The sequence below is a fragment of the Mesorhizobium sp. M1A.F.Ca.IN.022.06.1.1 genome (assembly GCF_003952605.1).
Taxonomy (GTDB): Bacteria; Pseudomonadota; Alphaproteobacteria; order Rhizobiales; family Rhizobiaceae; genus Mesorhizobium.
Genome location: NZ_CP034455.1, coordinates 5,956,211 through 5,982,284, shown reverse-complemented (window position 1 = coordinate 5,982,284; position 26,074 = coordinate 5,956,211). Strand labels below are relative to the sequence as shown.

28 protein-coding genes and 3 pseudogenes are annotated in these 26,074 nt (G+C 64.2%); 16 read left to right on the top strand and 15 right to left on the bottom strand.

Going from position 1 to position 26,074, the window contains the following annotated elements:
- Positions 1–29: 29 nt before the first annotated feature.
- A complete protein-coding gene (locus tag EJ078_RS28445; RefSeq protein WP_095825283.1) occupies positions 30–533 on the bottom strand; it encodes a DUF1993 family protein in 504 nt (167 codons plus the stop codon).
- A gap of 144 nt (positions 534–677) precedes the next feature.
- On the opposite strand from EJ078_RS28445, the gene EJ078_RS28440 reads away from it, so the two are divergent.
- Positions 678–1,727 (top strand): DUF1176 domain-containing protein, encoded by a 1,050-nt coding sequence (locus EJ078_RS28440; RefSeq protein ID WP_127216060.1) that lies wholly within the window; start codon positions 678–680, stop codon positions 1,725–1,727.
- Here EJ078_RS28440 and EJ078_RS28435 read toward each other — a convergent pair whose 3' ends face one another.
- From EJ078_RS28435 to EJ078_RS28410, 6 genes and pseudogenes are all read right to left on the bottom strand, one after another.
- Complete coding sequence (locus EJ078_RS28435; RefSeq protein ID WP_095800833.1) at positions 1,728–2,618, bottom strand: alpha/beta fold hydrolase; 891 nt, start codon at positions 2,616–2,618, stop codon at positions 1,728–1,730.
- 32 nt (positions 2,619–2,650) lie between these two features.
- Entirely contained in the window at positions 2,651–4,270 is a 1,620-nt protein-coding gene (locus EJ078_RS28430; protein WP_127216061.1) for a molybdopterin-binding/glycosyltransferase family 2 protein, read from the bottom strand.
- Entirely contained in the window at positions 4,267–4,971 is a 705-nt protein-coding gene (locus EJ078_RS28425) for an XdhC family protein (protein ID WP_127216062.1), read from the bottom strand. Before EJ078_RS28425 ends, EJ078_RS28430 begins: the two co-directional genes overlap by 4 nt.
- A 6-nt stretch (positions 4,972–4,977) precedes the next feature.
- Positions 4,978–5,316: an XdhC family protein gene (locus tag EJ078_RS28420; protein ID WP_127216063.1), complete on the bottom strand. Its 339-nt coding sequence runs from the start codon at positions 5,314–5,316 to the stop codon at positions 4,978–4,980.
- Positions 5,317–5,385: 69 nt separating this feature from the next.
- Positions 5,386–5,576, bottom strand: a pseudogene (locus EJ078_RS28415) (VWA domain-containing protein); the annotation flags it as partial.
- A 3-nt stretch (positions 5,577–5,579) separates the two neighbouring features.
- On the bottom strand, positions 5,580–6,074 hold the full coding sequence (locus tag EJ078_RS28410; RefSeq protein ID WP_067328468.1) for a flavin reductase: 495 nt from the start codon (positions 6,072–6,074) through the stop codon (positions 5,580–5,582).
- Positions 6,075–6,253: 179 nt separating this feature from the next.
- Between EJ078_RS28410 and EJ078_RS28405 the strand changes: the two genes are divergently transcribed.
- A complete protein-coding gene (locus EJ078_RS28405) occupies positions 6,254–7,318 on the top strand; it encodes an ABC transporter substrate-binding protein (RefSeq protein WP_127404264.1) in 1,065 nt (354 codons plus the stop codon).
- On the top strand, positions 7,318–8,334 hold the full coding sequence (locus EJ078_RS28400) for a P1 family peptidase (RefSeq protein ID WP_127216064.1): 1,017 nt from the start codon (positions 7,318–7,320) through the stop codon (positions 8,332–8,334). Before EJ078_RS28405 ends, EJ078_RS28400 begins: the two co-directional genes overlap by 1 nt.
- 15 nt (positions 8,335–8,349) lie before the next feature.
- On the opposite strand, the gene EJ078_RS28395 is transcribed toward EJ078_RS28400, so the two are convergent.
- Entirely contained in the window at positions 8,350–8,607 is a 258-nt protein-coding gene (locus tag EJ078_RS28395; RefSeq protein WP_095800838.1) for a DUF2171 domain-containing protein, read from the bottom strand.
- A gap of 290 nt (positions 8,608–8,897) precedes the next feature.
- Here EJ078_RS28395 and EJ078_RS28390 point away from each other — a divergent pair, with 290 nt between their 5' ends.
- The gene (locus EJ078_RS28390; protein ID WP_306462671.1) at positions 8,898–9,317 is read left to right on the top strand and encodes a hypothetical protein; all 420 of its coding nucleotides are present in this window, start codon (positions 8,898–8,900) and stop codon (positions 9,315–9,317) included.
- Between the two features lie 60 nt (positions 9,318–9,377).
- Positions 9,378–10,685 carry an adenylosuccinate lyase gene (gene purB, locus EJ078_RS28385; protein ID WP_127216065.1) on the top strand — a complete coding sequence of 436 codons (1,308 nt, stop codon included), beginning with the start codon at positions 9,378–9,380 and terminating at the stop codon, positions 10,683–10,685.
- A 36-nt stretch (positions 10,686–10,721) separates the two neighbouring features.
- On the opposite strand, the gene EJ078_RS28380 is transcribed toward purB, so the two are convergent.
- Positions 10,722–11,534: a VOC family protein gene (locus tag EJ078_RS28380; RefSeq protein ID WP_095780610.1), complete on the bottom strand. Its 813-nt coding sequence runs from the start codon at positions 11,532–11,534 to the stop codon at positions 10,722–10,724.
- Positions 11,535–11,732: 198 nt separating this feature from the next.
- Here EJ078_RS28380 and EJ078_RS28375 point away from each other — a divergent pair, with 198 nt between their 5' ends.
- On the top strand, positions 11,733–12,290 hold the full coding sequence (locus EJ078_RS28375; protein ID WP_067328331.1) for an alpha/beta hydrolase: 558 nt from the start codon (positions 11,733–11,735) through the stop codon (positions 12,288–12,290).
- Positions 12,291–12,302: 12 nt separating this feature from the next.
- Here the strand turns inward: EJ078_RS28375 and EJ078_RS28370 are convergent, their stop codons facing one another.
- Together EJ078_RS28370 and EJ078_RS28365 are read right to left on the bottom strand one after the other, a co-directional pair.
- Positions 12,303–13,076 carry an HpcH/HpaI aldolase/citrate lyase family protein gene (locus EJ078_RS28370; RefSeq protein ID WP_095779612.1) on the bottom strand — a complete coding sequence of 258 codons (774 nt, stop codon included), beginning with the start codon at positions 13,074–13,076 and terminating at the stop codon, positions 12,303–12,305.
- Positions 13,077–13,176: 100 nt separating this feature from the next.
- Complete coding sequence (locus tag EJ078_RS28365) at positions 13,177–13,497, bottom strand: DUF1476 domain-containing protein (RefSeq protein ID WP_066995175.1); 321 nt, start codon at positions 13,495–13,497, stop codon at positions 13,177–13,179.
- Positions 13,498–13,772: 275 nt separating this feature from the next.
- On the opposite strand from EJ078_RS28365, the gene purC reads away from it, so the two are divergent.
- The 4 genes and pseudogenes from purC to EJ078_RS28345 all read left to right on the top strand — a co-directional run bounded on the left by purC (position 13,773) and on the right by EJ078_RS28345 (position 16,117).
- Positions 13,773–14,567: a phosphoribosylaminoimidazolesuccinocarboxamide synthase gene (gene purC, locus EJ078_RS28360; RefSeq protein WP_040969563.1), complete on the top strand. Its 795-nt coding sequence runs from the start codon at positions 13,773–13,775 to the stop codon at positions 14,565–14,567.
- Between the two features lie 67 nt (positions 14,568–14,634).
- Positions 14,635–14,874 carry a phosphoribosylformylglycinamidine synthase subunit PurS gene (gene purS, locus EJ078_RS28355; RefSeq protein WP_066995172.1) on the top strand — a complete coding sequence of 80 codons (240 nt, stop codon included), beginning with the start codon at positions 14,635–14,637 and terminating at the stop codon, positions 14,872–14,874.
- 109 nt (positions 14,875–14,983) lie between these two features.
- Positions 14,984–15,652, top strand: coding sequence for a phosphoribosylformylglycinamidine synthase subunit PurQ (gene purQ, locus EJ078_RS28350; RefSeq protein WP_067328327.1), 669 nt, complete (start codon positions 14,984–14,986; stop codon positions 15,650–15,652).
- Positions 15,653–15,707: 55 nt separating this feature from the next.
- Positions 15,708–16,117, top strand: a pseudogene (locus tag EJ078_RS28345) (hypothetical protein).
- A gap of 157 nt (positions 16,118–16,274) precedes the next feature.
- Here the strand turns inward: EJ078_RS28345 and EJ078_RS28340 are convergent.
- Positions 16,275–16,517 carry a DUF1127 domain-containing protein gene (locus tag EJ078_RS28340; protein WP_067328464.1) on the bottom strand — a complete coding sequence of 81 codons (243 nt, stop codon included), beginning with the start codon at positions 16,515–16,517 and terminating at the stop codon, positions 16,275–16,277.
- A gap of 93 nt (positions 16,518–16,610) precedes the next feature.
- On the opposite strand from EJ078_RS28340, the gene EJ078_RS28335 reads away from it, so the two are divergent.
- The 4 genes from EJ078_RS28335 to EJ078_RS28320 all read left to right on the top strand — a co-directional run bounded on the left by EJ078_RS28335 (position 16,611) and on the right by EJ078_RS28320 (position 21,267).
- The gene (locus tag EJ078_RS28335; RefSeq protein ID WP_127403319.1) at positions 16,611–18,020 is read left to right on the top strand and encodes a PLP-dependent aminotransferase family protein; all 1,410 of its coding nucleotides are present in this window, start codon (positions 16,611–16,613) and stop codon (positions 18,018–18,020) included.
- 153 nt (positions 18,021–18,173) lie between these two features.
- Positions 18,174–20,405, top strand: coding sequence for a phosphoribosylformylglycinamidine synthase subunit PurL (gene purL / locus EJ078_RS28330; protein WP_127403318.1), 2,232 nt, complete (start codon positions 18,174–18,176; stop codon positions 20,403–20,405).
- Entirely contained in the window at positions 20,402–20,926 is a 525-nt protein-coding gene (locus EJ078_RS28325) for a hypothetical protein (RefSeq protein ID WP_095825268.1), read from the top strand. The genes purL and EJ078_RS28325 overlap by 4 nt, the downstream gene beginning before the upstream one ends.
- A gap of 107 nt (positions 20,927–21,033) precedes the next feature.
- Positions 21,034–21,267: a BolA family transcriptional regulator gene (locus EJ078_RS28320; RefSeq protein ID WP_023674714.1), complete on the top strand. Its 234-nt coding sequence runs from the start codon at positions 21,034–21,036 to the stop codon at positions 21,265–21,267.
- A gap of 19 nt (positions 21,268–21,286) precedes the next feature.
- On the opposite strand, the pseudogene EJ078_RS28315 reads toward EJ078_RS28320, so the two are convergent.
- Positions 21,287–22,484: pseudogene (locus tag EJ078_RS28315) on the bottom strand (ZIP family metal transporter).
- Positions 22,481–23,602 carry a multicopper oxidase domain-containing protein gene (locus tag EJ078_RS28310; protein WP_127403316.1) on the bottom strand — a complete coding sequence of 374 codons (1,122 nt, stop codon included), beginning with the start codon at positions 23,600–23,602 and terminating at the stop codon, positions 22,481–22,483. Before EJ078_RS28310 ends, EJ078_RS28315 begins: the two are co-directional and overlap by 4 nt.
- Positions 23,603–23,894: 292 nt before the next feature.
- Between EJ078_RS28310 and grxD the strand changes: the two genes are divergently transcribed.
- Positions 23,895–24,230, top strand: a complete 336-nt coding sequence (gene grxD, locus EJ078_RS28305; protein WP_066995148.1) for a Grx4 family monothiol glutaredoxin — start codon at positions 23,895–23,897, stop codon at positions 24,228–24,230.
- A 192-nt stretch (positions 24,231–24,422) separates the two neighbouring features.
- Complete coding sequence (locus tag EJ078_RS28300) at positions 24,423–25,622, top strand: multidrug effflux MFS transporter (RefSeq protein WP_164757258.1); 1,200 nt, start codon at positions 24,423–24,425, stop codon at positions 25,620–25,622.
- A 23-nt stretch (positions 25,623–25,645) separates the two neighbouring features.
- On the opposite strand, the gene EJ078_RS28295 is transcribed toward EJ078_RS28300, so the two are convergent.
- Complete coding sequence (locus EJ078_RS28295) at positions 25,646–26,056, bottom strand: hypothetical protein (protein ID WP_208720967.1); 411 nt, start codon at positions 26,054–26,056, stop codon at positions 25,646–25,648.
- Positions 26,057–26,074: the final 18 nt, after the last annotated feature.

The window sequence follows — 26,074 nt, the reverse complement described above, 5'->3', positions numbered from 1 at the left end:
CTCGGCCGCGCCGGGAAACCTCTCCGTGTTCAGCGTCCCAGGAAAATCGACTTGCCCAGCGGCACGCCATTGTGCCGCAGGATGTCGTATGCCGTGGTGATGTGGAAGTAGAAGTTCGGCATGGCTGCGTCGAGCAGATATTGCAGTCCGGCCATCGAGACCTCGCGTCCGGCAAGCCTCAATTCGATCGTCCGCTCCTCCGACCCGTCCAGATCGGCGGCCGAGAATGTCGCCAGATGATCGAGCGTCTTGGCGATTCGGGCGTGCAGCTCTGTGAAACTGGACTCGTTGTCCTCGTATTTCGGCACTTCGCGGCCGGCGAGCCGCGAGGGCGCGCCCTTGGCATGATCGGTGGCGATCTGCACCTGCCGGGTCAGCGCGAACATGTCGGGCGCCAGCCTCGCGGTCAGAAACACCTGCGGGTCGATCTTGCGGTCGGCGGCGTTCTGTTCGGCCAGTGACAGCACGCTGGCCAGCGCCTTCAGCCGGGCCGAAAAGACGGCCACCGAAATATCGTACATGGATATGGTCACGTGAGTTATCTCCCCAGGCGGCGTCAGCGCCGCGGGCCGTGAGCTAGCGCTTCCCGGCTCGATTCTTCAAGCAGCCCTGCGCCCCCGTCACCGCCTCGCCGCAATCGCGGTGGTAGTATTTTCGTTATCGAGCGGAGATTCCCGATGAGACCTGCCATTATCGCAGCGACTGCCTTGTTCTCCCTTGCGGGCATCGGCCGGTCGGCGCTTGCAGCCGAAGCCCCTTATATCGACGACCGGTCCAGTGCCGAGGCCGTTGTCCGCTCGCTCTACAGCGCGATCAACCGGCATGAATTCGCCCGCGCCTGGGGTTATTTCGGCGACACCAAGCCGGCAAAAGATTTCGACGCCTTCATTAAAGGCTACGACAGCACCGACACGGTCGAGGTCAAGACCGGCGCGGTATCGGACGAAGGTGCTGCCGGCAGCATCTACTACAGCGTCCCTGTCGCCATCCAGGCCACCGACAAGAAGGGCGAAGCCAAGATCTTTGCCGGCTGCTACACGCTTCGCCAGGTCAACGCGCAGATCCAGGAACCGCCGTTCCAGCCGATCTTTATCGACAAGGGCGCCCTGAAGCCGTCGACTTCGGATTTCCAGGATGCCGTGCCGACAAGCTGCGGCGACGGCCCGCCGCCGCCCAAGAAGGACGAGGCGCTGGAACAGGCCAGGAAGTCGTTCCTCGCCGCCTATGGCGAGCAGTGCGACAAGGAGAACCCGGAAGGCAAGCCGGCCGGCGAGCCGGACGCCTACTCGATCCATTACAAGGACAAGGACGCCGGAGCCGACGAGCCGGAGCGCGAGACGCGGCTCTTCCGCTTCTTCTGCTCGATGGCCGCCTACAATGAAAGCGCGGTCTATTACATCTATGACGATGTGTCCGGCGTCCGGCAGTTGCAGTTCGCCGCGCCGGAACTCGACATCCGTTACGAGAACAACAACAGCGAAGGCAAGGTCGAGGGCATCGACATCATCGGCTTCCAGACCGACGACCAACTGGTCAATTCCGAATATGACGACAAGACCAAGACGATCACCTCGATGAACAAATGGCGCGGCGTCGGCGACGCTTCATCGACCGGCACCTATCTGTTCCGCCACGGCAATTTCTCGCTGGTGCAGTATGATGTCGATGCATCTTACGACGGCGAGATCAATCCCGAGACCGTCCTGGACTACAACACGCCGCCTTGATCAGGGCGCTTTCGTCAGCATCCAGTTCAGTGTGCCGCGCCAATCGACCATGCGGATCGGCGTGCCATGCGTGCCGGTCTCGAACCGCACGAAGCGGGCCGGATAGGTCTTCGATTTGGCGAGGATCGAGCGGAAGAACGCTTCCTGCTTCTCAACCTGGAAAACCACGTCACGGCTGCCCTGGCCGAAGAACACCGGCACGCGGCGCTTGAACGCCGGGCTGGTCAAGAAGCTTTCGTCCCAGAGCGAGCCGAGCAGCAGGAGCCCACTGACGCGGGCGCCAATATCCTTGCGGTCGGCCAGCTTCCAGCAGAGAATGCCGCCCATCGAGCCGCAGGCGACGAAGATTTTCGCGCCGGGCGATGTCTCTGCATAGTGGTCGATCAAAGCCGCGACTTGGGCGGCGCCCTTGTCGCCGAAATCGGGAAAGTCCGGCGAAAGATAAAGACCGCCATTTTCGGCCATCAGATTCTTCAGGCGGTTGAAATTGCCGCCAAAGGTGAAGTCGTCGACGCCCTGCTTGCGGCTGCCGCCCTGCCCGTGCAGGTAAAGGACGATGATGGCGGCACCTTGCGTCTTGCCGACTGCGACATGCCGGACATCGCCGACATCGGTCTTCAGCATCAAGTCCTGCTGCATCTTGCGCACGCCGGGGTCGATATATTGGGCATGCACACGCCTTTCAGGCACCTCGTCGCGCTGATTGATGTCGCGCATCTCGCGATAGTCGAGCACCGTATAGGCACCGTTGTCGCCGCTCGACAGCGTCGCCGGGTAAGCGAAAAGCTCGTCCTTGAAGGGTTTCAGCGACAACGTCTGGCCCTCGGCGGCAGAGAGCGAACAAGCTGTTGCGGCGAGCAAAGTGAGCAGAGTTCGGCAGCGCAAAGACATTGCGAAGCCATGCGAAATTCGGCTTCGGTTTGTCAATCCTGCAGCACGCCGCCCGCGCCTTCCAGCGCCTCGCGTGTATCGACGTCGATCGAAGCGCCCTGCCCGATTTCGACATCGATGACGTCGAGCCCTTCGGCCTCGACCAGATGGCGCGCGCCAGTATCGCCTTCGAGCTGCGCGACGGCGGCAAACAGCGACCGCGGCAGCAGCACCGGGTTGCCGCGTTTGCCGTGATGCGCCGCGCGCACCACCGCGCGGCCCCCGGATCGGCGGAACGCATCGATCAGGCTATCGAGATCCTTAGACGAGATACCAGGCATGTCGCCGAGCACGATGATGGCGCCGGCCGCGTCGGGCGCGACCCGCGCGATGCCCGCCTTAAGCGACGAGGCCAACCCGTCGGCGAAGTCCGGATTGTGGGCAAGCGTGATATCGAGACCTGAGAGCGCCGAGCGCACCCGCTCGCGCTGATGGCCGGTGACGACGATGGCGTTGGCCGCCTTCGATCCCAGCGCCCGCTCGGCGGTGCGCCGCACCAGCGGCTTGCCGTCGAACAGCGCCAGCAGTTTGTTCGGCCCGCCCATGCGGCTGGAGCGCCCGGCGGCGAGAAGCACGATGTCGACCCTCGGCTCCGCTTTTGCCGACCGCGACGGCAGCGGCTCGCGCGGCTGCGGCCTGGACGGGATTTCCATCAACAGGCCTCCGACGCCCATGCCGGCAATGTCGCCCGCCGTCACGTCAAGCCCGGCGATCAGCCGGTCCAGCACCCAGTCGAAACCGTTTTCCTTCGGGCTGCGGGCACAGCCGGGCGCGCCGATGACGCGCTTGCCGTCGAGCGTTCCGAGCACCAGCAGATTGCCGGGATCGACCGGCATGCCGGCTCGAATGACTTTGCCGCCCGCCTTCTCGATCGCGGCAGGGATGACATCGGCGAAATCGGCCAGCGCCGAGGCGCCGAAGATCACCACCATGTCGTTGTCGCGCGCCAGCGCGCTTGCTGCTTCCGCAACAAGCGTCACGTCATGCGGCGTGCGCCGCTCCGCAGTCAGCCGGCCGCCGGAGCGCGCCAGCCGCGCCTCGGTGACCCGCAGCGTCTTGTCGAGCACGCTCGGCTTCAAGCCGGGCAGCGTCGTCTGGATGACGCCGACGTTGACCGGGCGATAGGCGTTGACGGCGAAGATTTCGCCGCCGGCGCAAATCCTGGCCACCGCATCGACCAGGCTCGCAGCGACGGCAAACGGAATGATCTTCACCGTCGCCACCATCTGGCCCGCCTCGACAGGCGCGTGCTGCGCCAGGGTGGCGATGGTGATCGCCGGGTCGATGGCATTGATGGCGTCGATCATCTGGGCGTCGACGGTGAAGACGCCTGCAGTTTCGGCATGCAAGTTCACGCGTCCCGTTGCAGCGGGCTTCGTCTCGACGTTGCGATGGGACATGTTCAACGCGATCTTTTCGGCCGCGGCATCCTCGCCGAGGTCATCGGAAGAGAGAACGGCCACGACGACTTCGCTGATGCCGGCCGCCTTCAGCGCAGCAACGTCCTCGCCGTTCAGCCGATGCGCCTTGCGGAATCGCCGCTCGCCGGCAGTGGTCGCATGCGCCAGCACCGCGCCTTCGGCCTCATAGATCGCGATCGGGCCGAACTTCACGCCACCGCGCCTTTGCTTTCCAGGCCGCGCGAGCGGAAGGCGTGGATGGTCTGTGCCAGCACCGCGACGGCGATCTCGGCCGGGCTCGCGGCGCCGATGTCCAGCCCGATCGGTGCATGGATGCGGGCGATCTGGTCGGCGCTGGCGCCGAGCGCCAGCAGACGCTCGACCCGCTTGGCGTGAGTCTTCCTGCTGCCAAGCGCCCCAACATAGAAGCACCTGGCGTCGAGCGCCGCCTTCAGCGCGAAATCGTCGATCTTGGGATCGTGAGTGACGGCGGCAAGCGCGGTGTAGCTGTCGAGCGGCTGGCGCTTCAGCACATCTTCCGGCCATTCGGCATGCAGCGCCACATCGTGGAAGCGCTCCGGCGTGGCGAAGGCGGTGCGCGGATCGATGATCTCGACGGGATAGCCGGCGATTCTGGCCATCGGCGCCAGCGCCTGGCTGATATGCACCGCTCCGACCACCACCAGGCGCGGGCGCGGCAGATGCGCATTGAGAAAGAAAGTCCGCCCTTCCGCTTCCACCGATCGAGAGATGCCGGTGCGGAACGCACTGGCGATCGCCGCGCCGAGCTCGCCCGCGACGCGGTCGCCTTCACGCACGATGCGGTCGCGGCCGTCACCGAGGTCGGTGACCAGCACCGCGGCGCGCCTGGCGCGGCGCTCTTCGTTCAATGTTTTGAGAACATACGGATCCATCCGCAGTCAACCCAGCCGCTCGACATAGACCTTGATGCGGCCGCCGCAGGACAGCCCCACCTGCCAGGCGGTTTCGTCGGCGACGCCGAACTCCAGCATCCTCGGCTTGCCCGAGCCGATCACGTCGATCGCCTCGGTCACCACCGCGCCCTCGACACAGCCGCCCGACACCGAGCCGTGGAAATTGCCTTCGGCGTCGATAACCAGATGGCTGCCGGCCGGGCGCGGCGCCGAACCCCAGGTTTCGACCACGGTCGCGATGGCGACATTCTTACCGTTCTTCATCCAGCCTTCCGCGATGATCAGGGGATCGCGGGCCTCGTCGAGATAAATGCTCTCGTCCATCGTCGCTTCTCGCAAAGTCTGTTTTCTCGGGGAACGTCCCAGAGGAATATATCGCTGCGAAACATATGGCTACGCGGCCCGCCTGTCGCCAGTTCGCAGCCAGGGCCGCGGGTCAACCGCTGCGGCCGGCCGCTGGTCGAGCGAGGCGCAAGGAGCGGCCAGCGCGTCGAGATTGTGCACGGCGCGGAACTCGTCGACACGCGGCAGCATCGCCTTCCCGCCACGGGTGCGCGCCTCGACCCATCAAAGCGCAAGAGCGGTTTTCACAGAACGTGGTAGTCGCGGTTGTGGTAGATCAGCGGCCGCAAATTATCGCCGATGCGCAGGCCCGTCACCTTGCCAAAAAGCACACGGTGGGTGGCCAAATCCTTGGTATCGATGATCTGACAATCGAAGACGGCGAGCGCGCCTTTCAGCGTCGGCGCGCCGGTCGAGATCACGTCCCATTCGCCGAGCGCGAAGCGCTCCTCGGACGGCAGGCCGGTGATGCCGGAAAAGCCGACCGACAGCGCCTCCTGGTCCGAGGCGAGCGTGTTCAGCGCGAAATTGCCGTTCCGGATGAAGGCCTCGTTCTTGGGATTTTCGCGGTTGAGGCAGACAAGCACGGCGGGCGGCGTATCCGAGACCGAGCAGGCGGCAATCACCGTTGCGCCCCGTCTCCCGGCCGGGCCGTCCGTGGTCACCACATGCACATGGCCGGCAAAATGCGCCATCGCATCGCGATAGGCTTGCGGCCCGATGTCATTAATCTTCAGCACCCGATGATCCACCTGCCAAAACGGAAGCTCGTTATATATGGCTGCATATTGTATGACACAAGCGAAGTGCTTGAGCGCAATCCTGAATTCGCGTGTTGCACCGGGATTAGGCAGCCTTTAGGTCTTTGCTGGAATAGTGCCGGAACAATACTCCCGGCACGGAGGACCTCTTCGCCCGAATGCGCCTTCTCACGACGACTTTAGCCGCGCTGCTTTGGCTGGGCGCGAGCGTCCATGCCGAGACGCTGGTTGGCGTCGCCGCACCGCTGTCCGGGCCGTCGGCGATCCTCGGCAAGCAGATCGAGGCGGGGACCGCGCTGGCGGCGGACGCCGAAGGCGTCGCGGTCCGAACCGTTGACGACGCCTGCACGGCCGACGGCGGTGCAGCGGCTGCCAGGCAGTTCGTGGATGCCAAGGTCAACATCGTTGTCGGTTTTCTGTGCACCGAGGCGATCGAGGCGGCGCTGCCGATCCTGAAGGATGCCAACATTCCGGTCATCGCGATCGGCGTGCGCACCGAGAGTCTGACCGACCGCCGCGCCAAGACCGGCTGGCCGGTCTACCGGCTTGGCCCGCGCGGCGACGACGAACGCAATGCGGTGGCCACGATCCTCACTCGGCTCTGGCAGAACGAATTGTTCGCCGTTATCGATGACGGCACCATCTATGGCCGAGAGATCGCAGAGACTTTCCGCGCGGCCGCCGAGCAGGCGGCGCTGAAACCGGTCTTCGTCGACACGTTCCGGCCGCAGCTCGACAACCAGATCGGGCTGATCGGCCGCCTGAAAAAAGCGGGGGCTACGAAAGTGTTTGCCGGCGGCGACGGCGACGACATCGCCATCATGGGGCGCGACGCTGCCTCGCTCAATGCCGGCATCACCTTCGCCGGCGGCGAGACGCTGCGCACGACACCCGGCGATGTGCCCTATGCGGCCGGCACACTGATGATCGCGCTGCCGGAGTGGGCAGAAGTCGCGGACCCCAAGGTCGTGCAGGCCTTTGGCGAAAGGAAGATCGTGACCGACGGCTACACGCTGCCGGCTTATGCCGCGGTGGAGGTCGCCAAGGCGGCAGCGGTCGACGCAGAAAGCTCCGGCAAGCCGCTCGCCAAGACGCTGACCGACCATGATTTCGCGACCGCTATCGGCACCGTCCGCTTCGACGAAAAGGGCGATCTCAGCCAAAACCCATTCCGCGCCTTCCGCTTCGACGGCACCCATTTCGTGCCGCTGGAGGAAAACTGATGTTCCGCACCGGTCCACGCAACCTGATCACCGACGTCGCCGGACTCACCGTCGGCAATGCTGCTGACGCCAGGCTGAAGTCCGGCGTCACGGTAGTGCTTTGCGAGGAGCCGGCGGTGGCCGGAGTCCAGGTGCTGGGTGGCGCACCGGGCACGCGTGAGACCGACCTGCTCGAGCCGCAAAACTCGATCGCGACCATTCACGCAGTCGTGCTGTCCGGCGGCTCGGCCTTCGGCCTCGATGCCGCTTCCGGCGTCCAGGCGGCGCTGCGGGAGAAAAACATCGGCGTCGAGGTGGGTGGTTTTCGCGTGCCGATCGTGCCGGCCGCGATCCTCTTCGACCTGCGCAATGGCGGCGACAAGGATTGGGGCCGCTATCCGCCCTATCGCGAGCTTGGCTACGAGGCGGCTCAGGCGACAACGACCGATTTCCCGCTCGGTACGGTCGGCGCCGGTACCGGCGCGCTGACTTCCGGTCTGAAGGGCGGGCTGGGTTCGGCCTCGACGATGCTCGACAGCGGCGTCACCATCGGCGCGCTCGCCGCCGTCAACCCGACCGGTTCGGTGACGGTCGGACGCAGCCGCCATTTCTGGGCCGCTCCCTTCGAGATCGGCGATGAATTCGGCGGCTTGGGTTATCCCGACCCGATACCGGAAGACGCCAGGAAGATACTTTTGAAGTACCGCGACAGGCGCGCAGGGGAACACCCAGAGGGCGCCAGCACGACGATTGCCGTCATTGCCACCGATGCCGTGCTTTCCAAGTCGGCCGCCAAACGGCTGGCGATTTCGGCGCATGACGGATTTGCCCGCGCCATCTGGCCGACGCACACACCGGCCGACGGCGATCTCGTCTTTGCGCTCGCGACCGGCAGGAGCGGCATCGAACTCAGCGCCGATGCAGCGATCGATCTCTATACCGCAGCGGGGTCTACGATGGCCCGCGCCATCAGCCGCGGCGTCCACGCGGCGACGCCGGCCGACGGCGATCTCTTTCCGGTCTGGTCGTCCCGCTAGAGTTCTGGACGCCGGTCAGGTCGGGTCGGACTTCTCTTCCTCGAACGTCACCGCGACTTCCGAATTCGCCGAGAGCCAGACCTTCTTTCCTTCGATCTCCGCGACCAGAGCCAGCGGAACATAATGGTGGTGGCCTTTGTGCGAGCCCATGCCGCTGTCGGCCTTGGTCAGCTTGATGCGCTGCCCCTCGACCTTGTCGACGGTACCGACATGGACGCCATCGGCGCCGACTACTTCCATATGCTCGCGTATCTTACTAAGATCGACGGTCATGCTGGTCCCTCCGGTGGGTGGCCGCCCGTCCCTGTCGGCCGCCCACAATAACAAACGGCCGCCGGATTGGATGCATCGAGCGGCATGTCTTGTTCACCATGGCGTGATAGCCATGATGCCAATGAGACAGGGAGCATTGCCAACACCACGCAAGGCGAACCGCTTTTCGCCGCGGAACGTGGCCCAGTGACCGTAACGTCGCTGCAGCCGGCCTCCTTGCGTCTGCGCCTGGCAAACCGCCTGCGCGACGCTCTGCCATCGGCAAGCACGGCAATTGTCGGCGCCCTGCTGTGGGGGCTTGCGATGGCGGCGAGCATTTCCTCAATCTGTATTATTGGGAGACGCCGGACAGCGCCCGCTTCGTCGTGCTGCTTTATGCGCTCGGCGGCGCGCTTGCTTTTTCGGTCGGGCTGACGTTCGCCGCACTGGTATCGCGCGGCCGCCACTGGGAAACCGCGCTCGCCGCAGCTTTCGTATGCCTGCTTGGCGCGACGCTCGCTTTCACCGGCGGGCTGTTTGCCCTGCAATACCGTTCTTACTACGCCGAGTGGCACGAGCCGGCCTTCACGCGGACCTGGGCGTCTGAGTTCGCGTTCACGGTCCTCGCCGCGCTCTACCAGTTCGTCGTCCTGGGCGTCCGGCTCTATTTTCCGTTCGGCTTTGCCGTACTTGCCGCCGCCAGCATCTGGTTTGCACGCCGGCGGCGTTGAGCATTGAGCCGGCCTCTGTTAGGACGCGGCCAAAGCTTCTCCCAGCAGGACTAAGAAACCATGATCCCTCGCTATTCCCGGCCGGAAATGGTCGCCATCTGGTCGCCCGAAACCCGGTTCCGCATCTGGTTCGAGATCGAGGCTTATGCCTGCGATGCGCTGGCCGAGCTCGGCGTCATCCCGAAGGAAGCCGCGAAGACGATTTGGGAGAAGGGCGGCGCGGCGAAATTCGACGTTGGCAAAATTGACGAGATCGAGCGCGTCACCAAGCATGACGTGATTGCATTCCTGACCCATCTCGCCGAATTCGTCGGACCGGACGCCCGCTTCATTCACCAGGGCATGACCTCGTCGGACGTTCTCGACACGTGTCTTGCGGTGCAATTGACACGCGCCAGCGACATTCTGCTTGCCGACATTGACGCGCTGCTTGTGGCCCTGAAGCGCCGCGCCTTCGAGCACAAGGATACCATCACCATCGGCCGCAGCCACGGCATCCATGCCGAGCCGACCACCTTCGGCGTCAAGCTGGCGCTGGCCTATGCCGAATTTTCGCGTTGCCGCGAGCGGTTGCTGCACGCGCGCGAAGACATCGCCACCTGCGCCATCTCGGGCGCGGTCGGCACCTTCGCCAACATCGATCCCTGCGTCGAAGAGCATGTGGCGAAGAAACTCGGCCTGAAGCCGGAACCGGTCTCGACTCAGGTCATCCCGCGAGACCGCCATGCGATGTTCTTCGCTACGCTCGGCGTGATCGCCTCGTCGGTCGAGCGCCTGGCCGTCGAGATCCGGCATCTGCAGCGCACCGAGGTGCTGGAAGCGGAAGAATATTTCTCGCCGGGACAAAAGGGCTCGTCGGCGATGCCGCACAAGCGCAACCCGGTGTTGACCGAGAATCTCACCGGCCTTGCCCGCATGGTCCGCTCCTACGCCATACCGGCCATGGAGGATGTGGCGCTGTGGCACGAGCGCGATATCTCGCACTCCTCGGTGGAGCGCATGATCGGACCGGACGCGACGGTGACGCTCGACTTCGCCTTGGCACGCCTGACCGGCGTCGTCGATAAGCTGCTCGTTTACCCCGAGAACATGGAGAAGAACCTCAACAAGTTCCGCGGCCTGGTGCATTCGCAGCGCGTGCTGCTGGCGTTGACGCAGGCTGGCGTGTCACGCGAGGATGCCTATCGCCTGGTGCAGCGCAACGCCATGAAGGTATGGGAGCAAGGCGCTGATTTCCTTGAGGAACTGCTTGCCGACAAGGACGTAACAGCGGCACTGCCCGAGGCCGAGATCCGCGAGAAGTTCGACCTCGGCTATCACACCAAGCATGTCGACACGATCTTCAAGCGGGTGTTTGGACAGGCCTGAGTCCGGGGGAAGGCCCGCTAGCGTGGCGCAGCCTAATCAGGCCTTGCCAGGCACCGTCCTGATCACCGTGCCCCAGGGATCTTCACGCGTCGTCTCGGCCTTCACGTTATCCGAGCGCATTTCGACCCAGGCGAGGCCCGAGCGGGAGGGATCGCGGCGGCCGGCGCCGGCGCTGCGCCAGGAATTGGCACCGATATGGTGGTGGTAGTGGCCGGAGGACAGGAACACCGCCTGACCGCCATATTTGGCGACCGTGTCGAAGCCGAATTCGTCATGCCACCACGCTTCGGCGTCTTCCGGACGCCCGACGCGCAGGTGGACATGGCCGACAATGGTGTTTTCCGGCGCTCCCTGCCAGCCGGCGTCACCGACGGGCACGCTGGCGACGACCGCGGGGAGATTCAGCCGCTCGGTCGACATTGCGATCTTGTCGCCGTTCCATTTCCAATCCTGCGGACGGCGATCGGCGTAGATCTCGATGCCGTTGCCTTCAGGGTCGGTGAGGTAGAGCGCCTCGCTGACCAGATGGTCCGAGGCGCCTTCGATGCCGATCCGGTTGGCGGCGGCATGGCTGATCCACCGGCCGAGATCGGCGCGCGATGGCAGCAGGAACGCAGTATGGAACAGGCCGGCGCTGCGCGGGTCGTCAGGCTTGGCCGAGGCATCCTGCTCCAGCACCAGCAGCGGGCGGCCCGCGGCGCCGAGGGTGATCGCGCCATCGGCGCGGCTCAACTCCTGCAGGCCGACGACGGCACGATAATAGGCGGCAAGGTTTTCGGCATCGCGCGCCTTCAACCCGACACGCGCGACGCTGACCGGGGTGGTCGCGGCAAAAGGCAGTTCGCTCATCACACTCTCCGTTCGGGCGCCGATCTCACGATGGGCAGTCGCTCCGACGTTTATTAGTCATTCCTGTTCCCTCTCCAGATCGTTCATCACCATCGTTCACACAAGGTTGAAAGAATCGAACACGTTGTTCACCTTTGTGATGCCACTGCATTCCACCGGCCGGTTGCATCAGACAGGGGCGCTCGCTACATCGGCGCCATGAAAGTCAAGGACGCCGATATTCTCATCATACCGGGCTACACCAATTCCGGGCCCGAACACTGGCAGACCCGGTGGCAATCGAAATTGTCGACGGCACGCAGGGTCGAACAGGCCGAGTGGACGAAACCCGTGCGCGAGGACTGGACGGCAAGTGTAGCGAAAGCTGTCAACGAGGCCGAGCGGCCGGTGGTCATCGTCGCGCATTCGCTGGGTGTGGCGGCTGCGGTGCAGGCGATCCCGCAATTCCAGAAGCCGGTCGCGGGCGCCTTCTTCGTGGCGCCCCCTGATGTCGCCAATCCGGAGATCAGGCCGAGGCACCTGATGACCTTCGGGCCCTATTCGCGCGATCCCCTGCCCTTTCCGTCGATCGTGATCGCCAGCCGCAACGACCCGTTCTGCGCCTTTGAGGTTGCCGAGGACATCGCCGCCGCCTGGGGTTCGCTGTTCATCGACGCCGGCGACGCCGGCCATCTCAACCAAGACGCGGGCTTCGGCCCCTGGCCGGAGGGATCGATGACTTTCGCCAAGTTCCTGACGGAACTGAAGGAGCCTTGAAACGCCGGCGCCTCAGGCGCCGATCGAATCCCGCATGCTCTTCAGCAGCGTCCTGGCTCCGAGCGAGATCAGCGTGTGGTCAGAACCCATGGCGAGCAGCCGATAGCCCATCGACACGACGCGGCCGGCAACGGCCGGTTCGATGACATAGATCGCGGCGTGCTTCCCTGCCTTGCGCGTCCGCTCGGCGATCGAGGCGACCGTCTCCATCATGCTTTCCAGCGTCGAATTGACGGTGGTGCCATTCGACCAGGCGATCGAGAAATCCGACGGCCCGACGAAGATGCCATCGATGCCGGGCGTCTCGAGGATGCCGTCCAGCGCCTCGAACGCCGCACGCGTCTCGACCATGGCAAAGGCCATGGTGCGCTGGTTCGAGTCGCGCAGCCACTCGGCATGGTCGCCCTTCCCATGGCGCGGGAAGGCATAGGTCGGGCCCCAAGAACGCTCGCCCATCGGCGGGTACTTCATCGCTGCGGCGAACTGCCTGGCGTCGTCAACGGAATTGACCATCGGCGCGATCACCGCCTCTGCGCCGAAATCGAGCGCCCGGCTCGCCATGTCGAAGCGCCCGACCGGGATGCGCACCAGCGCCGGCTTGTTGGCGGCAAGCACCGGCACCAGGCCGCGCAGAACGCTGTCCTCGTGGTGGCCGCCATGCTGCATGTCGAGGGTAACGGCATCAAAGCCCTGCTTGGCGATGATCTCTACCGTCAGCGCGTCCGGCACGCCGGACCAGGCGGTGAACAGCGTTTCGTCGGCGGCCAGGCGGGACTTGAGCGACATCGGAACTTCCTTGGTAACGATCCGCAGTCTCAGCCGGAAACGGCGGCAAGGCAAAGAAAACCGCCCGGCTGAGCCGGGCGGTCGATTGGTCCAACGATTTTTACGTGTTCTTGACCTGCTCGATCGCCTGCGCCATCAGCTCGTCCATGGTGCGGCGGATCTGATGGTCCGACTGGTTGACGCCCGCGGCGTCGAAGTCCTCGCGGATCTTGCGGAAGACGTCATGGTCGCCGGCCTCCTCGATGTCGGAGACGACTACTGCTTTGGCATAGGCCTCGGCATCGGCTCCGCTCTTGCCCAGCTTTTCGGCGGCCCACAGGCCGAGCGCTCTGTTGCGGCGCGCCGAGGCCTTGAAGCGGAGCTCCTCGTCGAAGACGAATTTGCGCTCGAAGCCCTCTTCGCGGTCTTTCATGCTGCTCATGCGTCCCTCCGATCAAATCGATTCGCTTGGCTATGAATATGTGTGCTTACCCAGCACAAACCAAAAGGTCGCGGGCCGGTCAATATGCAACGTCCCATGCTGCGCTGCGGCATTTCGGTTCCGAAAGCGGTTGATCGGCTGGATTTGCCGATTGAGCAAACATTACGATTGCTATAGACACCGGCATTGAACGCACCCGTCGCCACAACTAATTTAGGCAGACGGACAGGAACTGGTCGCTTGCCGCCTGCCCGCCAATCCAGAGAAAAAATCAGATGAAAAATCGCCGCCGCATTTACGAAGGCAAGGCCAAGATCCTCTATGAAGGACCTGAGCCCGGGACGCTGATCCAGTTCTTCAAGGATGACGCCACCGCCTTCAACAAGAAGAAACATGAGGTGGTCGACGGCAAGGGCGTGCTCAACAACCGCATCTCCGAGCACATTTTCAATCACCTCAATCGTATGGGCATCCCGACCCATTTCATCCGCCGGCTGAACATGCGCGAGCAGCTGATCAAGGAAGTCGAGATCATCCCGCTCGAGGTGGTGGTGCGCAACGTCGCCGCCGGCTCGCTCGCAAAGCGCCTGGGCATCGAGGAAGGCACGGTTCTGCCGCGCTCGATCATCGAATTCTACTACAAGGCAGATGCGCTGGACGACCCGATGGTGTCGGAAGAGCACATCACCGCCTTCGGCTGGGCGAGCCCGCAGGAGATCGACGACATCATGGCGCTGGCTATCCGCGTCAATGACTTCCTCTCCGGCCTGTTCCTGGGCGTCGGCATCCAGCTTGTCGACTTCAAGATCGAGTGCGGGCGCCTGTTCGAGGGCGACATGATGCGCATCGTCGTCGCCGACGAGATCTCGCCGGATTCCTGCCGGCTGTGGGACGTCGCCACTCAGGACAAGCTCGACAAGGACCGCTTTCGCCGCGACATGGGCGGGCTGGTCGAGGCCTACCAGGAAGTTGCCCGCCGCCTCGGCATCATGAACGAGAACGAGCCGCCGCGCCCGACAGGCCCGGTGCTCGTTGCCTCTTCCGAGCCCTCGAAGAGCACGAAGCACTGACTGCCAGCGCGGGCCTGCCGGAAACGGCGTGCCCGCCCTCCGCACTACCGATCACTCAGGAGTATCGATGAAAGCCCGCGTCACCGTCACCCTCAAGAACGGAGTTCTCGACCCGCAGGGCAAGGCGATCGAGCACGCCCTCTCAGGACTGGGCTTCGACGGCGTCGGCCAGGTGCGGCAGGGCAAGGTCTTCGACATCGAGCTCACCGGAACCGACAAAGCCAAGGCCGAAGCCGACCTCAAGGCCATGTGCGACAAGCTTCTGGCGAACACGGTGATTGAGAATTACAGTGTGGCTATTACCTGAGTTGCAGCGCAGAGGTTATGCCTGAAGCCACCAGCGATTTGATGTACAGGCTCCTGAAGCGCGTGCATCACCAGCGAACTCGCCGAAAACCAGAGGCCCTACGACCGAAATGAAATCAGCCGTCGTCCTCCTGCCTGGGCTCAACCGTGACCGCGACATGATCGCGGCTCTGACCAAGATTTCCGGTCAGGCGCCGGCGACCGTCTGGCAGACCGATACCGAAATCCCGGACGTCGACCTGATCGCCATTCCCGGCGGCTTCTCCTTCGGCGACTATCTGCGCTGCGGGGCGATCGCCGCGCGCATGCCGGTGATGCGGGCAGTGGCCGAAAAGGCGGCCAAGGGGGTCATGGTCATCGGCGTCTGCAACGGCTTCCAGATCCTGGTCGAAGCGGGGCTGCTGCCCGGCGCCCTGATGCGCAACGCCTCGCTGAAATTCGTCTGCCGGCACGTGAAGCTCGAGATCGCCAACGCCAACACGATGTTTACCCGCGGCTATCAGCCCGGCCAGATCATTCGCTCACCGGTCGCGCATCACGACGGCAACTATTTCGCCGACGCCGAAACGCTGGCCCGCCTCGAAGGCGAAGGCCAGGTGGTGTTCCGCTATGCCGAAGGCACCAATCCCAACGGCTCGATCAACGACATCGCCGGCATCGTCAGCGAGAAGGGCAATGTGCTCGGTCTGATGCCGCACCCGGAGAACCTGATCGAGGCGGCACACGGCGGCAGCGACGGCCGGGCGCTGTTCGAAGGCGCGCTTGGCATCGCCGCTTGATCCTTTCAGACGATTCCTTCAGACCATTCTTTCAGACCAACGGGGCGGCCTGACCATGAGACTGACGATTGCTCGCCTTGCTCTCCTGGCCGCCGCCGGATTTGCGCTTGCCTCTTGCCAGTCCGGCTCGAAGACCACGCCGCCCCCTCTGGCAAGAGCGCTTCCCTGCTTGCCATGGAGCAGGTCGCCATCGCCGCTCACAAGTGCTGGATCGCCAGCAAGGACCCGGCCTTCAAGCCCTATCAGATGGCCAACGAGCTCAACTCCTACAGCGGCACGCCGCGCTTCCTGCTGGTGCCCGCCAAGCACTATGGCGGCAAGCCGCTGCTGGTCGTGCAAGCACAAGGCAATTCCCGCAAAGTGGACGTGTTCGGGCCGTTGATGGCCGAACCGCTGGGCGCGCGCATAGGCTCCGACATCGCGCGCTGGCAGGCCGGCAATTCATCCTGCGCCGCTGCCGCGTGACTCGGCCGTAGCCCACTTCCTGCAAATGCAGGATTGACGGTCGGCTTTTCGCGCTCGTCAATCAACATACCATCGAAGCTCTGTTCGCGGTCGATGTATGCCCAAACCGCGCAGCGATTTGACATGCATCGCAACAATCAAGGGCGTCGCGACGCGCTTAGTCCCAGAACGGCCTGATACCTTCGCGATGGGCGTCGCAGCGCGAAATGCCGATGTCCTTGAGCTGCTCGTCGGTCATCTCCAAGAGCGCAAGGCGTCCGCGACGGCGTTCCAGCATTCGGTCGATTTGCCTGGCGATGGCACGAAGCACGAATACGACCCGGTCAACGAACCTGCGGCGCCCCGACGGGCGGCCGTGCAACTCGGCGCTGTCATAACGGAATGTATCAATTGTATTCATCTTGCGATCAACCAATTCTATCAATTGTAATCTAGCTACCCGCGTTCTCATATCGATTGACTCGTCTCGCGATGCAATATAAAAATTGTCACCATGACAAATTGGCTCCCAGACCTCGCTTCCGGTTCCGGCCCTCTCTATCAGCGCCTTGCTGACAGCATTGAGTCAGATATCGACAAGGGCGTCATCGATGCGGGTGCAAAACTGCCGCCGCAGCGCGACCTCGCCTACGACATTGGCACTACGGTCGGCACGGTCGGCCGGGCCTATCAGTTGCTGCGCGAGCGCGGGCTGGTGAGTGGGGAGGTCGGGCGCGGCACCTATGTGCTCGCGCAACGCGCGGAGAGCCCCAAGCCCGAGCTGCAGCCCGCCGCGCTCGGAACGCGGCTCATCGATGCGCCCAGCGGCAAGCTGCGCTTCGACAGCACCGCCGCCCCCGATGTCGGACAAGGCGCATTGATTGCCGAACTGCTGGCGCGGACGGCGGAGGAGCACCCCCACGACATTTCAAGCTATACCAGGGATTTCCCGGATCGCTGGTTCGAGGCCGGCGGCCTTTGGCTCAAGCGCAATTCCTTTCACCCCTCGCCCGATTCGATCGTGCCGACGCTTGGCACCCATGCGGCGGTGATGGCGGCGATCGCGGCGCTCACCACGCCTGGCGACACGATCGTCTTCGAGCATCTCACCTATTCGCAGATCTCGCGCAGCGCCGGTCTGATCGGGCGCCGTACCGCGCTGGTCTCGGCGGACGATGAAGGTCTCGATCCCGACGATTTCGAACGCGTCTGCGCGCAGAAACACCCGAAGATGATGTTCGTGATGCCGACGGCGAAGAACCCGACGCTGGTTACGCTGTCGGCGGAGCGGCGCCAGGCGATCGCGCGCATAGCGCGCGAGTACAATGTCGTCCTGATCGAGGATGATCTTTATGGCGAATTGACCGACGATCCGACGCCACTGCTCGCCGAATACGCCTCTGAGCGCACGATCGTAGCCGGCGGCCTGTCGAAGTCGGTCGCGGCCGGCGTGCGCGGCGGCTGGCTGTCCTGCCCGCCCGCCTACCGCCACCGCATCCGCGTGGCGCACAAGATGATGACCGGCGGGCTGCCCTTTCTGCTGGCGGAGGTCGGAACAAGGCTGGTGATGTCGGGCCAGGCCAACGATATCCGCAAGCGCTGCATTGCCGAGATCCAAGCTCGTCTCCATGTCGTGCGCGAGACGCTGGCTGGCTTTGACTTCAAGGCGCGGGACAATGTGCCCTTCGTCTGGCTCACCTTGCCGGATCCTTGGCTCTCAGGCACCTTCAAGAATGCCTGCCTTGCGCAGGGCGTGCTCATCGACGACGAGGACGAGTTCAAGGCCGGTCGTTCCGAGCAAGTCTTCCACGGCGTCCGCTTCGGTGTTTCGCAACCCCGGCAAAGTAAGGACGTCGCCGGTGGCGTCGCGGTCATCCGCCGCCTGCTCGACGAGGGCCGCGCCGGCTACGACAGTTTTTCCTGACCTGTCCTTTCCTAAGCGCCTCGCGCTACCGGCCGGTGCCGGCGCAGCGGTTTTGCGGCGTTTTCGTCGTGCTTTGGGGGTGTATCGCTCGAAAGCTTGCGATAAGAGGAGACTCAGAAAAGCCCCCTCTCCCACGGATACCAATCGCCGCTCATGACCATATCCAATTCCGTGCCGATCACCCCCGAGCTCGTCGCCGCGCATGGGCTGAAGCCCGACGAATACCAGCGCATCCTCGATCTGGTTGGCCGCGAGCCGAGCTTCACCGAGCTCGGCATCTTCTCGGCGATGTGGAACGAGCACTGCTCCTACAAGTCTTCCAAGAAATGGCTGCGCACGCTGCCCACCAGCGGCCCGCGGGTGATCCAGGGGCCGGGCGAGAATGCCGGCGTGGTCGACATCGGCGACGGCGACTGCGTCGTCTTCAAGATGGAGAGCCACAACCACCCCTCCTATATCGAGCCCTATCAGGGAGCCGCGACCGGCGTCGGCGGCATCCTGCGCGATGTCTTCACCATGGGCGCGCGACCGGTTGCGGCGATGAACGCGCTGCGCTTCGGCGCGCCTGACCACCCCAAGACCCGGCACCTGGTCGCTGGAGTCGTTTCCGGCGTCGGCGGCTACGGCAATTCCTTCGGCGTGCCGACCGTCGGCGGCGAGGTCAATTTCGACGCCCGCTACAACGGCAACATCTTGGTCAACGCCTTCGCGGCCGGCCTCGCCAAAACCAACGCCATCTTCCTGTCGCAGGCCAAGGGCGTCGGCCTGCCGGTCGTCTATCTCGGCGCCAAGACCGGGCGCGACGGCGTCGGCGGCGCCACCATGGCCTCGGCCGAGTTCGACGACAAGATCGAGGAGAAGCGGCCGACCGTACAGGTTGGCGACCCTTTCACCGAAAAGTGCCTGCTGGAGGCCTGCCTCGAGCTGATGGCGTCGGGCGCGGTCATCGCCATCCAGGACATGGGTGCGGCCGGGCTCACCTGCTCGGCGGTCGAGATGGGCGCCAAGGGCGATCTCGGCATCGAGCTCGACCTCGACAAGGTGCCGGTGCGCGAGGAGCGCATGAGCGCCTACGAGATGATGCTGTCGGAAAGCCAGGAGCGCATGTTGATGGTGCTGCGCCCCGAGAAAGAGGAGGAAGCCGAGGCGATCTTCCGCAAATGGGGCCTCGACTTCGCCATCGTCGGGACGACCACCGACGACCTGCGCTTCCGCGTGCTGCACCACGGCGACGAGGTCGCCAACCTGCCGATCAAGGAACTGGGCGACCAGGCGCCGGAATATGATCGCCCCTGGGTCGAAACGAAGAAGCCGGCGCCGCTTGCAGCGAACGACGCGCCCAAGGCCGACGTCGCCGACGCGTTGCTCAAGATGCTGGGCGGACCGGACCTCTCTTCGCGCCGTTGGGTGTGGGAGCAGTACGACACGCTGATTCAGGGCAATTCGCTGCAGCTCCCAGGCGGCGATGCCGGCGTGGTGCGCGTCGAAGGCCATCCAACCAAGGCGCTCGCCTTCTCTTCCGACGTCACGCCGCGCTATTGCGAGGCCGACCCGTATGAGGGCGGCAAGCAGGCCGTCGCCGAATGCTGGCGCAACCTGACGGCAACGGGCGCCCTGCCGCTTGCCGCCACCGACAATCTAAATTTCGGCAATCCGGAGCGGCCGGAGATCATGGGCCAGTTTGTCGGAGCGGTTAAGGGTATCGGCGATGCCTGTCGCGCGCTCGGCTTCCCGATCGTCTCCGGCAATGTCTCGCTCTACAACGAAACCAATGGCCGCGGCATCCTGCCGACGCCGACCATCGGCGGCGTCGGGCTGATCGCCGATTGGTCGAAGATGGCCCGCATCGGCTTTGCCGCCGAGGGCCAGATGATCGTGCTGGTCGGCGCGCCGCCGACATGGGGCAGCCATCTCGGCCAGTCGGTCTATATGCGCGACATCCACGGCCGCGCCGACGGTTCGCCGCCGCCCGTCGACCTCGAACATGAAAAGCGCGTCGGCGACCATGTGCGCGCGCTGATCGCTTCCGGCATCGTGACTGCCGCGCACGATGTCTCCGACGGCGGCCTTGCCGTGGCGCTGGCCGAAATGGCGATGGCATCCGGCATCGGCGCCACCATTCCCGGTCTCACCGGCACCGCTCCGATCCCGGTCTGGTTCGGCGAGGACCAAGGACGTTATCTCCTGACCTTGTCGATCGACCCGCAAAGCGGCGAATGGGACAGGATCCGCGCGGAGCAGGGCAAGCTCGGCATCTTCGCGCCGTGGATCGGCACGACCGGTGGCGACATGCTGAAGCTCGGCGAGGCGCGTGCCGTTCCGGTCAGCGAATTGACCGCCGCCCATGAGGGCTGGTTCCCGCGCTTCATGGATCAGGCCATTTGACCAGGCTGGCGGTCCGGGCGCTGCTTGCAGCGGTTTTCTGGCCGTCGCTGTTCTTTTTCTGGTTCCTCGGCCCGTTCGTCTTTCTGCTGCTGTCGACGACCTCGAGCGAGGTCTGTCCAAGGCTCGAAACGCGAGCCGAGTTCCTTGCTGCGGCGAACGGCGCAATCCCGTTGCTGGCCGCTCAGGACCTCGTCTACGCCATTCCTGTTTTGTGCCTGGTGCTGTGGCAGCGCCTTTTGCCGGAGCCGGCTCGGGCAAGGCATATCGTCACTTGCGTCAAGCTCTTCGCCATTGCAACCGCCATCGGAGCGCTTTGGGCGTATGGTTCTTCGCTTATGTGCGATGGCTACGGCCGGCCGTTTTTCTCCCCGGTCTGGCAGTGGACGAGCTACTTGCCGATGGTCGGCATCGCGATAAACGTGCCGCTCTACGTGCTGACCTTCAGCCTCGGTCGCGCCTACTCGACGCACGAGGATGTGTCCGCCGGCGACGCGGCTCAGCCGGATCGGAATGTCCCGTGAAGCTTCGGTCACGGATGGAACCGCTTCAATCCGGACCGGAAAGGCTCTACGCTTATCCCCGACTCTCATCGCACGGGCTGCGCCCGCTCGAAAACAGGATTTCTGCCATGGCAATGGATGCGCACGACATCGAACGACTGATCAAGGAAGGCATTCCGGACGCCAAGGTGACAATTCGCGATCTGGCTGGTGACGGCGACCACTACGCTGCCGAAGTGGTGGCCGAGAGCTTCCGCGGCAAAAGCCGCGTCCAGCAGCACCAGATGGTCTATGACGCGCTGAAAGGCAATATGGGCGGCGTGCTGCATGCGCTCGCCCTGCAGACCAGCGTTCCGGACTGAGTGTTGACGCCGCCGTTGCTCAGATCTTTACCAGCATCGCCGTGAGGTACATGAAGCCGACCCCGGCTGTCAGCCCGGCCATCGCAGCCGGTGCGAGCAAGGCGCGCGAGCCATCGGGGCGCTGGCGAAGCTGCAGCGAAACCATCTCGACGATCACTTGCAGGATCGCTCCGGCGCCGATCGCCAGCGCCAGCGCCGACCATTGCGGCGCATAGGCGAGGCTGCCGATCCATAGGCCGACGACGGCGGGACCTCCCGCGAGCAGCGTCAACATGGCGAAGGTCCTGAGCGGCGGTCGCTGCTTCAGGATCGGGGCTGCGATGCCGATGCCTTCGGTGATGTTGTGCAAGGTGAAGCCAAGCACCAGGAACGTGCCGAGCCCGGCTGCGCCCGAGACGAAGGCGGCGCCGATCGCCAGCCCCTCGCCGAGATTGTGCAGGCCGATGCCGAGTGCGATGAAGGTGGCAAGCGCCAGCCCGGTCGGTGTCCCGCTGCGCCGGCCTGCCGCCATGAGCAGAAGGAAACTGGCGGTGGCTGCGAGTACGATCATGGTCGACCCCTGGAACAGGGCGGCTGCTTCGCCGGCCAGTTCGAACGCGTCCTCGAGCGTGTCGACGAAAAGGAAGGCGAGCAGACCGACGGTCATCGACAGGAGAAAGTCCATGCCGTTCCGCCCGACCCGCGTAGTGCCGGATAGAACATCAGGCCGATCGCCACGGGCAGGATGCCGACAAAGCCGCCGAGCACCGCTTGCGCGGCAAAGCTAGGTGAACTGCGCGTCGGCGTGGGTACGGCGACGGCGATATCGTGCCCGAATGTTGTCCCGGTACTGGTTACGACATTGATCGCATGCGCCTCCCCAGCACCCAGGGGTATGGCAGACTGATCCATGCCGTTGCGCCGCGCGGGATCGGCCCCGGCGGATCCTGCGTGAACTGCCAGTAAGCGTCGTCGACCTGGACCTGTGCGATCGTCATCGGTTCCGACCCACCGGCCCGCACGAGGATTCGAATGCCGTCGTTTCCGATAATTGTCCGCTCGAAGGTCAGGTTCTCGACCGGCGGCGCGCCGTTGCGAAAGCTGGCCAACGGGTCGGAAGAGACCATCCACGCAACCGCGAGCCCGAGCACGGCAAGCGGCAGAACGATCCAGAGCAGAGAGAGCCAGCGCGGCCGACCGGCCTGTGTATCCCGGGAGGTCCGACTCACATCGGTCACGACAAGGCCTCCACGACGTCGAACATGCCCGACCAGCCGAGTTCCGTAAACTCCGACTGGTGGGGATGGAACATGTAGAGGCCTGGCTCGTGCTCCCTGAAATGGAACTCGAGGATACCGCGCTCGGCCTGGCACTGGGTGATCAGATCGACGGTCCTGAGTGTCGGCGTCAGCGTCGTGCCCTGATTGTAGTAGTCGAAGAAATTGGCATGCAGATGGAAGGAGTTGATCGGGTCGAACTCGACCACGTTGACGAGATAGATCCGGACAGGCTTGTCCTTCAGCACCCGTATCGGCTTCTTCGCGTAGGCATGGGCGACGGTGTTGACGGCATAGACCTCGTTCTCGTTGTCGAAATTGGTGTCGAAGGCGTTCATCACCATTACGAATTCCTGCCAGCCGGCATTCTCCGGCGTGCCGAGCAGGCGCGAGCGGGCGACCGCCTCGTGCTCCGGATGCCTGGCGGGATCGGGATCGATGATGAAGGCGCCGTACATACCTTTCTGGATGTGCCGCTTCAGCGGCAGCGCATGGCAATGATAGAGGTGGCAGCCGAACGGCCGGGCGTCGAACTCGTACACGAACTCCTCGCCCGGCCCGATCAGACCGGCGCCGGGAACGCCGTCCATCCGTGCTGCATGAATGCCGTGGAAATGCATGGAATGCGGATGCGAGCCGTTGTTGCGGAAGACGATCTTCAAGCGATCGCCTTCGGTGGCCCGCAGCGTCGGCCCCGGCACGCGGCCATTGTAGGTCCAGGCGGGGAACAGGATGCCGGGCGCGATCTCGATTTCCTTGTCCTCGGCCGTGACCTCGAAGCTGCGCAGTGTCCGCCCGTCCGGCAGCGTCGACACCGTCCCGGTCTCCCAGTCGCTCAGCAGCTTCACTGGATCGAATCCGTTGCGGCTATCATCGACCTCGCCGACGGTGATCATCGCCCCATGCGCGGACAGGTGCGCCGGCTGCGGTTCGGCCGCCCCTGGCGTTCCGTGACCGGCGTGGTCGGTCTGCCCGCGCGCCGCGGTCGCCATCACCGCCGTGCCGCCGGCCGCCAGGCCACCGGCCAGAAGCAGCCTTCGATCGAGCTTTTGTTCCAGCAGCGATTTCGTTTCGCGCATATCCGCGTTCCTCCAAGGCACTGGCAAGGATAGCGCATGCTTCAAGATTTAGCTATAGCTATAATTCTGGCGCGTGCGCACCTGGGAAACCGTCAGCGGCACCGGGACAAGAGAACCGGCCTGCCGGCCCGCTTGTGGGAAGAGTTCCGGCTGGCGGATTTGGCCCAATGGCGGACCAAAGCTTTGCGCCATTTCGGGTGCGTCGCGGCTAACGTCTTGTTTCAGCCAACCTATGGGTTTATTTGATGGACATGCTTCGAGCCTGACCCCCACAGGCGTGAAAGGATTCCCCATGAGCGGCATCAACGACTACATCGACAGCGAAGTGAAGAGCAACGACGTCGTGCTCTTCATGAAGGGCACCCCCGGCTTCCCGCAGTGCGGGTTCTCCGGCCAGGTGGTGCAGATCCTCGACTATGTCGGGGTCGACTACAAAGGCGTGAACGTGCTGACCTCGGCCGAGCTGCGCCAGGGCATCAAGGACTATTCCAACTGGCCGACCATTCCGCAGCTCTACGTCAAGGGCGAGTTCGTCGGCGGTTGCGACATCGTGCGCGAGATGTTCCAGGCCGGCGAGCTGCAGGATTTCCTGGTCGAAAAAGGCGTCAGCGTCAAAGGCGCCGCCTGATTTGAGCTCGCGCTGGCCGGCCCAGCCGGCTGCGCCATGACATCCGGGGCCGCCCCACCTCGGCACTTTGGCTTTCGAACTCGAGAACGAGACGAATTGATGCGCCGGTCGACCGGCGCGTGTTCGTTTGATTGATCGGATTTTGCCGTGGACAATCAGGCACTAGCGCAGCAGTCGGCAAAAAGCTTACCCATTCCGCGCTGGGAATTCATTGCGCTCTGCGCGGCGCTGATGGCGCTCAATTCGCTCGCCATCGACATCATGCTGCCGGCACTGCAGCAGATCGGCGCCTCGCTCGGCGTCGAGAATGAAAACCACCGCCAGTATGTGATCACAGCCTACATTCTTGGCTTCGGCACCGGTCAGCTCTTCTTCGGTCCGGTTTCCGATCGTTTCGGCCGCCGTGCGCCGCTGGTCGCCGGCCTGATCATCTACGTGGCGGCGGTAGCGGCCGCTGCTGTTGCTCCGACCTTTGCCACCCTTCTCGCCTGCCGTGTCGTGCAAGGCATCGGCGCGGCGGCCACCCGCGTCATCGCCGTCTCCATCGTGCGCGACACCTTCGAGGGCCGCCGCATGGCCGAGGTCATGTCGCTGATCTTCATGGTGTTCATGGCGATACCGGTCGTCGCGCCCGGCATCGGCCAGTTCATCATGCTCTTCGCCACCTGGCACTGGATCTTCGTCACCATGGCCGTCGGCGCGCTCATCGTGTCGGCATGGTCGCTGTTGCGCTTGCCGGAGACGCTGCATCCGGAATACCGGCGGCCCTTAACCGTCAACGCCATCGTCGGCGGTTTCCGCATCGTGCTCACCAACCGCATCGCGCTTTGCTATGCCTTTGCCAGCACCTTCATCTTCGGCGCCATGTTCGGCTTCATCAATTCCGCGCAGCAGATCTATCTCGAAGTCTTCCATGTCGGCGAGCTGTTTCCGCTGATCTTCGCCGGCGTCGCGGGCGTGCTCGCCTTCTCGAACTTCCTCAACGCGCGGCTCGTCGGCAAGGTCGGCATGCGGCGCCTGTCGCAGAGCGCGCTGCTGCTCTTCCTCGCCATCAGCCTGGTCTGGCTCGTCGTCTCGCTCGAGATCGAGATGCCGCTCTGGCTGTTCATCGCCTTCTTTGCCGGCGCGATGGTTCCATTTGGCTGTCTCGGCGCGAATTTCAACGCGCTTGCGATGGAGCCGCTCGGCGAGCTTGCCGGCACGGCGTCCTCCATCCTCGGCTTCATGCAGACCTTTCTCGGCGGCCTGCTCGGAACGCTGATAGGCCAGGCCTATAACGGCACGGTCACGCCATTGGCCGCCGGCTTCTGCAGCGTTTCCCTCGCCGCCCTGCTGATGATCCTGATCGCCGAGCGCGGAAGGCTGTTCCAGCCCCACAATCCGCCGGTGTGAGACCCTCGCCTACGGCCACCCGCTCAGGATTTTCGTTCAAGCGCAACCGTGAAGCGGGGCGAAAGTATGCGCCCTGCGATCGCCTCGCCCATGCTCTCGGTAAAGGGTAACGGCAGGGCCTTATCGAGAGCCTCGAGGACTGAGGTAACGAAGGCTCTGTTCAATGCATCGTTCGATCCGAGTACGGAGAAGGTCGCGCGCGGCTTGCCAATGAGCGTTCCGTCTCGGCGGAGCGAGAACCGCAGGGTCAAGGACAGGCCGGCAGTTCCGCGGGGCGGCCGCCAGCAGGCGTAAATGGCAGCCGACATTTCCACTATGGAGTTTACGGGATCGCGACTGCCGCAGGCGCGCTCCCGTGCCGCTGCTTCGTCAGCACCGGTGATCGTCACGGCGAGGGCGAGAGCCAGAGCGACCATCGCGGACCGGGTGCTCATTCACATCTCCGGATTTGC

Bases quoted from the DNA above. Each gene is read 5' to 3' on its own strand.
- purS (WP_066995172.1), top strand. From the start codon at position 14,635: ATGAAAGCCCGCGTCACCGTCACCCTCAAGAACGGAGTTCTCGACCCG.
- EJ078_RS28425 (WP_127216062.1), bottom strand. From the start codon at position 4,971: ATGGATCCGTATGTTCTCAAAACATTGAACGAAGAGCGCCGCGCCAGG.
- EJ078_RS28380 (WP_095780610.1), bottom strand. From the start codon at position 11,534: ATGAGCGAACTGCCTTTTGCCGCGACCACCCCGGTCAGCGTCGCGCGT.
- purQ (WP_067328327.1), top strand. From the start codon at position 14,984: ATGAAATCAGCCGTCGTCCTCCTGCCTGGGCTCAACCGTGACCGCGAC.
- EJ078_RS28365 (WP_066995175.1), bottom strand. From the start codon at position 13,497: ATGAGCAGCATGAAAGACCGCGAAGAGGGCTTCGAGCGCAAATTCGTC.
- grxD (WP_066995148.1), top strand. From the start codon at position 23,895: ATGAGCGGCATCAACGACTACATCGACAGCGAAGTGAAGAGCAACGAC.
- EJ078_RS28435 (WP_095800833.1), bottom strand. From the start codon at position 2,618: ATGTCTTTGCGCTGCCGAACTCTGCTCACTTTGCTCGCCGCAACAGCT.
- EJ078_RS28370 (WP_095779612.1), bottom strand. From the start codon at position 13,076: ATGTCGCTCAAGTCCCGCCTGGCCGCCGACGAAACGCTGTTCACCGCC.
- EJ078_RS28340 (WP_067328464.1), bottom strand. From the start codon at position 16,517: ATGAATACAATTGATACATTCCGTTATGACAGCGCCGAGTTGCACGGC.
- EJ078_RS28395 (WP_095800838.1), bottom strand. From the start codon at position 8,607: ATGACCGTCGATCTTAGTAAGATACGCGAGCATATGGAAGTAGTCGGC.
- EJ078_RS28405 (WP_127404264.1), top strand. From the start codon at position 6,254: ATGCGCCTTCTCACGACGACTTTAGCCGCGCTGCTTTGGCTGGGCGCG.
- EJ078_RS28320 (WP_023674714.1), top strand. From the start codon at position 21,034: ATGGCAATGGATGCGCACGACATCGAACGACTGATCAAGGAAGGCATT.
- EJ078_RS28310 (WP_127403316.1), bottom strand. From the start codon at position 23,602: ATGCGCGAAACGAAATCGCTGCTGGAACAAAAGCTCGATCGAAGGCTG.
- EJ078_RS28335 (WP_127403319.1), top strand. From the start codon at position 16,611: ATGACAAATTGGCTCCCAGACCTCGCTTCCGGTTCCGGCCCTCTCTAT.
- purB (WP_127216065.1), top strand. From the start codon at position 9,378: ATGATCCCTCGCTATTCCCGGCCGGAAATGGTCGCCATCTGGTCGCCC.
- EJ078_RS28440 (WP_127216060.1), top strand. From the start codon at position 678: ATGAGACCTGCCATTATCGCAGCGACTGCCTTGTTCTCCCTTGCGGGC.
- purC (WP_040969563.1), top strand. From the start codon at position 13,773: ATGAAAAATCGCCGCCGCATTTACGAAGGCAAGGCCAAGATCCTCTAT.
- EJ078_RS28420 (WP_127216063.1), bottom strand. From the start codon at position 5,316: ATGGACGAGAGCATTTATCTCGACGAGGCCCGCGATCCCCTGATCATC.
- EJ078_RS28295 (WP_208720967.1), bottom strand. From the start codon at position 26,056: ATGAGCACCCGGTCCGCGATGGTCGCTCTGGCTCTCGCCCTCGCCGTG.
- EJ078_RS28375 (WP_067328331.1), top strand. From the start codon at position 11,733: ATGAAAGTCAAGGACGCCGATATTCTCATCATACCGGGCTACACCAAT.
- EJ078_RS28400 (WP_127216064.1), top strand. From the start codon at position 7,318: ATGTTCCGCACCGGTCCACGCAACCTGATCACCGACGTCGCCGGACTC.
- purL (WP_127403318.1), top strand. From the start codon at position 18,174: ATGACCATATCCAATTCCGTGCCGATCACCCCCGAGCTCGTCGCCGCG.